A 7,628-nucleotide genomic window follows, 5' to 3' on the forward strand; every position below is an offset into this window, starting at 1 on the left:
GGTTATTGAGTCGAAAGATCGAAGGCAGAGTATGCGCAAGGTTATGCCGGATTGTTTCATATTCGTGAGGTGTATTCAGTTTACACAACGATCCCGGATACCTGTGGCCCACCCCCAGGGTAGAGTCATGATTGCGGTGACTCGGCCCATGACTCATGCACTGCGGTCGATCTGATATGACGAAAAACTGTTTTTTGATCTCTGCCCGACGGACAGGTTCCATCAACGCAAAAGCGACAACGCTCTGCCGGGGCTTTTTCCGGTGTGCTGCGGTGGATAACACGCAATGGGGTTAATCTACCGGGGGCGAGGAGCCGGAGTCGTGCGCTGTGAGCAGTGTCAGTTGCCCCTTGATGCCTGCATATGTCGCTATCGGCCCACGCTTGTTTCAGCGTGCAGTTTCTGGATACTGACCCATCGCAAGGAGTTCTTTAAGCCCACCAACAGCGCGCGACTGATCGGAGCCTGCTTGCCTGATGTCCGTTTCTTTCGCTGGGAGCGTACCCAACCTGATGCTGATCTGTTGGCGTTGTTAGCAGACCCGGGGTTTAGGCCTGCGCTGGTATTCCCCCGTGAAATGGCGGTACTCAATCCGGCAGAGCAACAGGCGGGTGCTGCAAGGCCGGGCAAGTGCGCGTTTTTGCTGCTCGATGGCACCTGGCAACAGGCATTGAAGATGTACCGGAAAAGCCCCTATCTCCACGGCCTCCCGGTCGTATCGCTGGATCCCGATGCACCCTCCCGTTATGGCCTGCGACGTTCGCGCAGCGACAGTCAACTTTGCACCGCGGAGGTTGCAGTGGAGTTGCTTCGCAGCGAAGGGGAGACCCGTCAGGCTCGGCAGCTGAATAACTATTTCCGAGTCTTTTGTTATAGCTATATAGAGGGGCGAAACCACCGTACCCCTGAAACACTTCCGGAGATGGAGGAGCTATTGCGTTTTCGAGCCGAGGTGCCCGACTGACGCGGGTTTGGGTAAACTGGTCTATGCTTGTTTAGAGTCTTCTTCATTGGGATGTGAGGGCCGAAGGTGGGTATGGAACAGCGACGTGGCAGCCGGGTATCCAGAGTCGAGCGGGTGTTGGTGCAAATGGCCGCATCCTCCTATGACCATCTATTGTGTGGTGAAACCGTTTCTGCTCGCACGCGTGATATCTCCCTTCAGGGGTTTCGTGCCATTCTTGACAAAGAGGTGCCCGCCGGTGCGGTGCTCCAGATCTGTATTTCGGTAACGGATCACCAGCGCCGCTATCTATTGAGCGCCGAGGTGCGTTGGTGCTCCCCCTCGGATGGTGGCTCTACCTGTGCCGGTTTCCGTATTCTTCCCAGTGAGGACTCCGATTACGACGATTGGTCTGCTGCCTTCGGCGGTATTGATCAGAGTCGGGCATATCTTTCCTCTTGAACACCTTATCCGCCAGCGTGTTCCGATAACCTCTGCAGCGTCCTGATTTGTCCCTGTTCATTCTATCGATATCGGCATGTTTCGTCTCAATAGCTGACAACCTGCTCTGGTGAGGTACACTGGATTGAGTTAACAGCCGTACACATTGACTGGAGGAAGCAGGGAATGACGAGCCGCGTAGCGTTTATTGGACTGGGGGTCATGGGGTATCCCATGGCAGGGTATCTGGCAAAGCAGGGTCATGAGGTAACGGTCTACAACCGAACCGCAGCCAAGGCCGCATCCTGGGTAGAGGAGCATGGTGGCCAATCGGCTCCCACACCAGCTGCTGCCGCTGCGGGGGCACAATTGGTCTTCGCCTGTGTGGGTAATGACGACGATCTGCGGGCAGTCACGGTAGGCCCCGACGGCGCCTTTGCCGGAATGAACAAGGGGGCGGTGTTTGTTGACCATACCACCGCCTCTGCTGAGGTGGCCCGTGAGTTGGCCGCAGCGGCTGAGTCTAAAGGGATAGGGTTTCTCGATGCGCCAGTGTCCGGGGGGCAGGCCGGGGCGGAAAACGGGGCGTTAACGGTGATGGTCGGGGGCGATGAGGCCGTGTTTGAGCGCGCCCAGCCATTGATTGATGCGTTTGCCCGCTCGGTACGCCTTATGGGGCCGGTGGGCGCAGGCCAGCTGACGAAGATGGTTAACCAGATCTGTATCGCTGGCTTGGTACAGGGTCTGTCCGAGGGGTTACACTTCGCTCGCAACGCAGGGCTCGATGCCGAGGCCGTGGTAGAGGTGATCTCCAAGGGGGCTGCTCAGTCCTGGCAGATGGAAAATCGCTATAAAACCATGCTCGCCGGCCATTTTGAGCACGGTTTTGCGGTGGACTGGATGCGCAAGGATCTGGACATTGTACTAAGTGAAGCACGCAAAAATGGTAGTCACTTGCCGGTGACCGCAGTAGTGGACCAGTTTTACTCCGAAGTGCAGGCCATGGGGGGGCGTCGTTGGGATACTTCCAGCCTGTTTGCACTACTGGAGTCAAAGAAAGCGGAAAAATAGCCTTTTGGCGACCTTTTTCTCTTAAATTCAAGTCGATATAGAGGCCCGGTCGTTTTGCGATGACCGGGCCTCGTTATATAATGCGCTACTTTTTTATGCGCAGGCGCTTTGGTGTCAGGGCGCTACACGGTTGAGGGGCTCCAGGTCAGGTCTATGAAGACAACAGCGATTCGCAGTGCATTTTTGAATTATTTTGCCAGTAAGCAGCATCAGATTGTGGCTAGCAGTTCGCTGGTGCCTGGCAATGATCCGACCCTTCTGTTCACCAATGCGGGTATGGTTCAGTTCAAGGATGTCTTCCTGGGCGATGACAAACGCCCCTACAACCGCGCGACGACCTCGCAGCGCTGTGTACGTGCAGGCGGTAAGCATAATGACCTTGAGAACGTGGGTTATACCGCGCGTCACCATACTTTCTTCGAGATGCTGGGTAACTTCAGCTTCGGCGACTACTTCAAGCAGGATGCGATCCGGTTTGCGTGGGAGTTCCTGACCTCCAGCGAATGGCTCAATATTCCTACCGAAAAGCTTTGGGTCACGGTTTACCAGGAGGATGACGAGGCTTTTGACGTCTGGAGCCAGACTATCGGGGTGCCGGTCGATCGTATTATCCGCATCGGAGACAAGGGGGGGCGCTATAACTCAGATAATTTCTGGGCCATGGGAGATACCGGACCGTGCGGGCCCTGTACCGAGATATTCTACGACCACGGTGAAGGGATTTGGGGTGGCCCTCCCGGTTCGCCGGAAGAGGATGGCGATCGTTATATTGAGATCTGGAACGTGGTCTTTATGCAGTATAACCGCGGTGCCGATGGCACCATGGCGCCACTGCCCAAACCGTCGGTCGATACTGGCATGGGGCTGGAGCGTATTGCGGCGGTAATGCAGTCGGTGCACAGCAACTACGAGATCGATCTGTTCCAGAACCTGCTTAAGGCTGCTGCGAAGGAGACCGGTACCCAGGACCTGGAAAACAAATCCCTGCGGGTGATCGCCGACCATATTCGTTCCTGTTCGTTCCTCGTAATCGATGGTGTGACTCCCTCCAACGAGGGACGCGGTTATGTGGTGCGCCGGATTATCCGCCGCGCTATTCGCCACGGGAATCAGTTGGGGCAAAAGCAACCCTTCTTCCACAAGTTGGTGGCATCACTAGTCACAGAAATGGGTGATGCCTATCCCGAGCTGCTCGAACAGCAGGCGCTGGTGGAGCGAGTACTGCTGCAGGAGGAGGAGCAGTTTGCCAAGACCCTCGACAAGGGCATGAAAGTATTGGAGGAGGCGATCTCCGGAATGGAGGGTACCGAGATCCCAGGTATTACCATCTTTACCCTCTACGATACCTATGGATTCCCCGTTGATCTGACAAACGATATCGCGCGCGAGCGTGAACTAACGCTGGATATGTCCGGTTACGAGCAGGCGATGGAGCAGCAGCGCGAACGCGCGCGCGCCTCCAGCAAATTCGGCATGGACTATAACGCCGGCCTTAATATAGAGGGTGTGACCGAGTTTACCGGTTACCAGAATCTTAGTGGTCAATCAGCCGTGCGCGCACTGTTTGTCGATAATGCACCCTGCGACAGGGCGGCAGTGGGTCAGCAAGTAGCGGTTGTATTGAACCAGACCCCCTTTTACGCGGAGTCAGGCGGACAGGTTGGGGACCAGGGTGAGTTGGTTTGGAATGGTGGTCGTCTGGTTGTTCGAGATACCCAGAAAGAGGGCGACAACCATGTACACCTGGGTGAGGTTGTTGAGGGGGAACTCAAGACTGGGGTGTCACTGACCGCGAAGGTCACGGCGGAGTCACGAGACGCTACCCGCTGCAATCACTCGGCCACGCATCTGCTGCACGCTGCACTACGCCAGGTACTGGGGGATCATGTAACCCAGAAGGGCTCGTTGGTCGATGACGAGCGCTTACGCTTTGACTTCTCCCATTTCGAATCGGTTAAGCCGGAGCAGCTGCGCGAGATTGAACGCATCGTTAACGAACAGATCCGTGCCAACACGGTGGTGGAAACCTGTGTCACCGATATGGATAGTGCGCGTGAATTGGGCGCTATGGCGTTGTTCGGGGAAAAATATGGTGACAGTGTTCGTGTCCTGACGATGGGTCAGGATCGTTTTTCGGTCGAACTCTGCGGTGGAACCCACGTCGAGCGTACCGGCGATATCGGTAGTCTCGTAATCACCGCCGAGGCGGGTATCGCGGCAGGAGTTCGCCGAATCGAAGCGGTCACTGCCGAGGCTGCCGGCCAGTGGAGCGAATGCAGCGAAGTAGTCATTGCTCAGCTGTGCGCCCAACTTAAGGGGAGCCGCGAGGCGTTACCCGAGAAAGTTCAGCAGCTGCAGGATCGTAATCGTCATCTCGAGCGCGAGCTGGATCAGTTGAAACAGAAACTGGCGAGTGCCAAAGGTAGTGACTTGGCGGCAGACGCCATCGAGGTGGCCGGCATCAAGTTGCTGGCGGAAAACCTTGACGGTGTGGATCCCAAATCGCTGCGTGATATGGTCGACCAGCTAAAAAACAAGCTGGGTAGCGGCGTGGTTTTGCTGGCAACGGCTGCCGAGGGTAAGGTAAGTCTTGCCGCTGGTGTTACTAAAGATTTGACGGCCCGCATCAAGGCCGGTGACCTGCTAAAGATGGTTGCCTCCCAGGTGGGTGGTAAGGGCGGTGGTCGCCCCGATTTTGCCCAGGGTGGTGGTACCGATGTAAACGCGCTGCCTGCAGCCGTAGCGTCCGTAGAGGGTTGGGTTAAAGATCAGCTGGGCTAGCGTTTGCTGGCCCGAAACTAGTATCAGGATGATCGGCGGCTTGAGCCGCAGACGCGATAGGGACAGAGATAAATAGGGGAGAGATCCCCATAGTAGAGAGGATCGCAGATTCCACGATGGCATTGATTGTTCAGAAATTCGGGGGAACATCGGTGGGTACGGTAGAACGTATCCAGGCGGTGGCAGATAAAGTAAAAGGGTTCCGGGAGCAGGGCCACGATATTGTGGTGGTGGTTTCCGCCATGAGCGGAGAAACCAATCGCCTTATTGGGCTGGCGAGTGAAATACAGAGCCGCCCGACGCCACGGGAAATGGATGTGCTGGTGTCAACCGGAGAGCAGGTAACCATTGCGCTGCTTTCAATGGCGCTTAACGAGCGTGGTTGTCCAGCCCGTTCCTACACCGGTGCGCAGGTGCGAATTCGCACCGATAGTACGCACACCAAGGCTCGCATTAAAAAGATTGACGAAGAGCATATGCGTGCTGATTTGAGCGCAGGCCGCGTGGTGGTGGTGGCAGGTTTTCAGGGGATGGATGAGGATGGCAACATAACGACCTTGGGACGGGGTGGATCCGATACTACGGCGGTAGCATTGGCCGCAGCCCTTAAAGCCGAGGAGTGCCAGATCTATACCGACGTCGATGGTGTTTACACCACCGACCCGCGCGTCGTGGATAATGCCCGCCGCTTGCCCCGCATCACCTTCGAGGAGATGCTGGAGATGGCCAGTTTAGGGTCGAAAGTGTTACAGATTCGCTCTGTAGAGTTTGCCGGCAAATACAATGTGCCCCTGCGGGTACTGCACAGTTTCCAAGAGGGGCCCGGTACCCTGATTACTTTTGAGGTAGAGAACGAGATGGAAGATCCGCTGATTTCAGGTATCGCATTCAACCGTGATGAAGCCAAACTCACCGTGAAGGGTGTTCCGGATATCCCGGGTGTCGCCTCTAAGATTCTTGGACCGATCAGCGCGTCTAACATTGAAGTAGACATGATTATCCAGAACGTTGCTGAGGATATGACCACCGACTTCACATTCACTGTTCACCGCAATGATTTCGATAGCTCGTTGGAAGTGTTGCAAGCGACGGCTAATGAGTTGGGGGCTCGTGAAGTAGTCGGTGATAACAAGATCGCGAAGGTATCGATTGTGGGTGTGGGTATGCGCTCCCACGCCGGGGTAGCGTCACAGATGTTTGATGCGTTGGCTCAGGAAGGTATTAACATTCAGGTGATCTCCACCTCCGAAATTAAAATATCGGTAGTGATTGCGGAGAAATACCTTGAACTCGCGGTAAGGGCGCTACACTCAGCGTTTGAACTCGACAAAATTGCCGTAGAGTCTGAGTAGATTCCCGACAAAAAATAGTAGAAATACGCATTTAGCCAGGCTGCTGGCGGGCTAAACTAAAAGTGTTTAAAAAGTGGGCTGTCGGTTACGTTGACAGTTGGCATTGACGCCAAGTCTGACCCAAGGGTGAGCTGGCATGAAAGAGTTTTTTGCACTGGAGTCACCCGCGTCCTTAACCGCTGGGTCGGTGCCAATTGAAATAAGGAGATTATTATGCTGATTTTGACTCGCCGGGTAGGTGAAACGTTGATGGTTGGTGACGAGGTCACTGTAACCGTACTGGGCGTAAAAGGTAATCAGGTTCGTATCGGTGTAAATGCACCGAAAGAAGTGGCTGTACACCGCGAAGAGATTTACCAGCGGATTCAGAAAGAGAAAGAGGAAGAGTAAGTACTCTTCGATCTTCAGTTTTTTCTCCTATGCCCTTTGCTTTTGTCCTGAATCTGGTATTATTGCGCGCGTTGGAGAGGTGGCCGAGTGGCTGAAGGCGTGCCCCTGCTAAGGGTATATACGGGAAACTGTATCGAGGGTTCGAATCCCTCCCTCTCCGCCATACAAAAAAATGCCCGGCCTCGCGCCGGGCATTTTTGTTTGGTGGTGAGGGTCGGGAAGGACCCTCGCGGTTCGACCCATGCATCGCATGGGAAACGAGCCACGACGTGGCGAAGCCTTTTTCGCTTTGGGTTCATGCCAGGCACTTTGGCCGGTACTTTAAATGTTGTATTCAACCACAAAAGTTTCTCACTATTGTGGTTTGACTCTTAAGGGTGGAATCACTATAGTACGCGCGCTTGCTAGAGGCGCCCGTAGCTCAGCTGGATAGAGTACCTGGCTACGAACCAGGCGGTCGCACGTTCGAATCGTGCCGGGCGCGCCACTTTAGCAGCAAGAAAAGTAGTACCTTAGCGCCCGTAGCTCAGCTGGATAGAGTACCTGGCTACGAACCAGGCGGTCGCACGTTCGAATCGTGCCGGGCGCGCCAAATAAAGAGAAAGAGCTCAACCCGTGAGGGTTGGGCTCTTTTTCGTTGGGTTGCGCGG

The 7,628-nt window shown here is 55.2% G+C and carries 6 protein-coding genes and 3 tRNA genes; all 9 read left to right on the forward strand.

Annotation, left to right across the window (positions count from 1 at the left end):
• Positions 1–286 precede the first annotated feature (286 nt).
• The 9 genes from ACP3PW_RS14130 (at position 287) to ACP3PW_RS14170 (ending at position 7,570) form a co-directional block, all read left to right on the forward strand.
• Positions 287–964: a tRNA-uridine aminocarboxypropyltransferase gene (locus ACP3PW_RS14130; protein ID WP_426417375.1), complete on the forward strand. Its 678-nt coding sequence runs from the start codon at positions 287–289 to the stop codon at positions 962–964.
• A gap of 72 nt (positions 965–1,036) precedes the next feature.
• A complete protein-coding gene (locus ACP3PW_RS14135) occupies positions 1,037–1,405 on the forward strand; it encodes a PilZ domain-containing protein (RefSeq protein ID WP_426417376.1) in 369 nt (122 codons plus the stop codon).
• Between the two features lie 165 nt (positions 1,406–1,570).
• Positions 1,571–2,455: an NAD(P)-dependent oxidoreductase gene (locus tag ACP3PW_RS14140; protein ID WP_426417377.1), complete on the forward strand. Its 885-nt coding sequence runs from the start codon at positions 1,571–1,573 to the stop codon at positions 2,453–2,455.
• 153 nt (positions 2,456–2,608) lie between these two features.
• A complete protein-coding gene (gene alaS / locus ACP3PW_RS14145) occupies positions 2,609–5,236 on the forward strand; it encodes an alanine--tRNA ligase (RefSeq protein WP_426417378.1) in 2,628 nt (875 codons plus the stop codon).
• 116 nt (positions 5,237–5,352) lie between these two features.
• Positions 5,353–6,588: an aspartate kinase gene (locus ACP3PW_RS14150; RefSeq protein WP_426417379.1), complete on the forward strand. Its 1,236-nt coding sequence runs from the start codon at positions 5,353–5,355 to the stop codon at positions 6,586–6,588.
• A gap of 213 nt (positions 6,589–6,801) precedes the next feature.
• On the forward strand, positions 6,802–6,978 hold the full coding sequence (csrA, locus tag ACP3PW_RS14155) for a carbon storage regulator CsrA (protein ID WP_426417380.1): 177 nt from the start codon (positions 6,802–6,804) through the stop codon (positions 6,976–6,978).
• Positions 6,979–7,051: 73 nt separating this feature from the next.
• Positions 7,052–7,141 (forward strand) — tRNA-Ser (locus tag ACP3PW_RS14160).
• Positions 7,142–7,388: 247 nt separating this feature from the next.
• Positions 7,389–7,465 (forward strand) — tRNA-Arg (locus ACP3PW_RS14165).
• A gap of 28 nt (positions 7,466–7,493) precedes the next feature.
• A tRNA-Arg gene (locus ACP3PW_RS14170) sits at positions 7,494–7,570 on the forward strand.
• The last annotated feature ends 58 nt before the right edge of the window (positions 7,571–7,628 follow it).

This window comes from Aestuariirhabdus sp. LZHN29, assembly GCF_049985285.1.
Taxonomy (GTDB): Bacteria; Pseudomonadota; Gammaproteobacteria; order Pseudomonadales; family Aestuariirhabdaceae; genus Aestuariirhabdus.

Coding starts and splice junctions, on each gene's coding strand:
- alaS (WP_426417378.1), top strand. CDS start 2,609: ATGAAGACAACAGCGATTCGCAGTGCATTTTTGAATTATTTTGCCAGT.
- ACP3PW_RS14135 (WP_426417376.1), top strand. CDS start 1,037: ATGGAACAGCGACGTGGCAGCCGGGTATCCAGAGTCGAGCGGGTGTTG.
- ACP3PW_RS14140 (WP_426417377.1), top strand. CDS start 1,571: ATGACGAGCCGCGTAGCGTTTATTGGACTGGGGGTCATGGGGTATCCC.
- csrA (WP_426417380.1), top strand. CDS start 6,802: ATGCTGATTTTGACTCGCCGGGTAGGTGAAACGTTGATGGTTGGTGAC.
- ACP3PW_RS14150 (WP_426417379.1), top strand. CDS start 5,353: ATGGCATTGATTGTTCAGAAATTCGGGGGAACATCGGTGGGTACGGTA.
- ACP3PW_RS14130 (WP_426417375.1), top strand. CDS start 287: ATGGGGTTAATCTACCGGGGGCGAGGAGCCGGAGTCGTGCGCTGTGAG.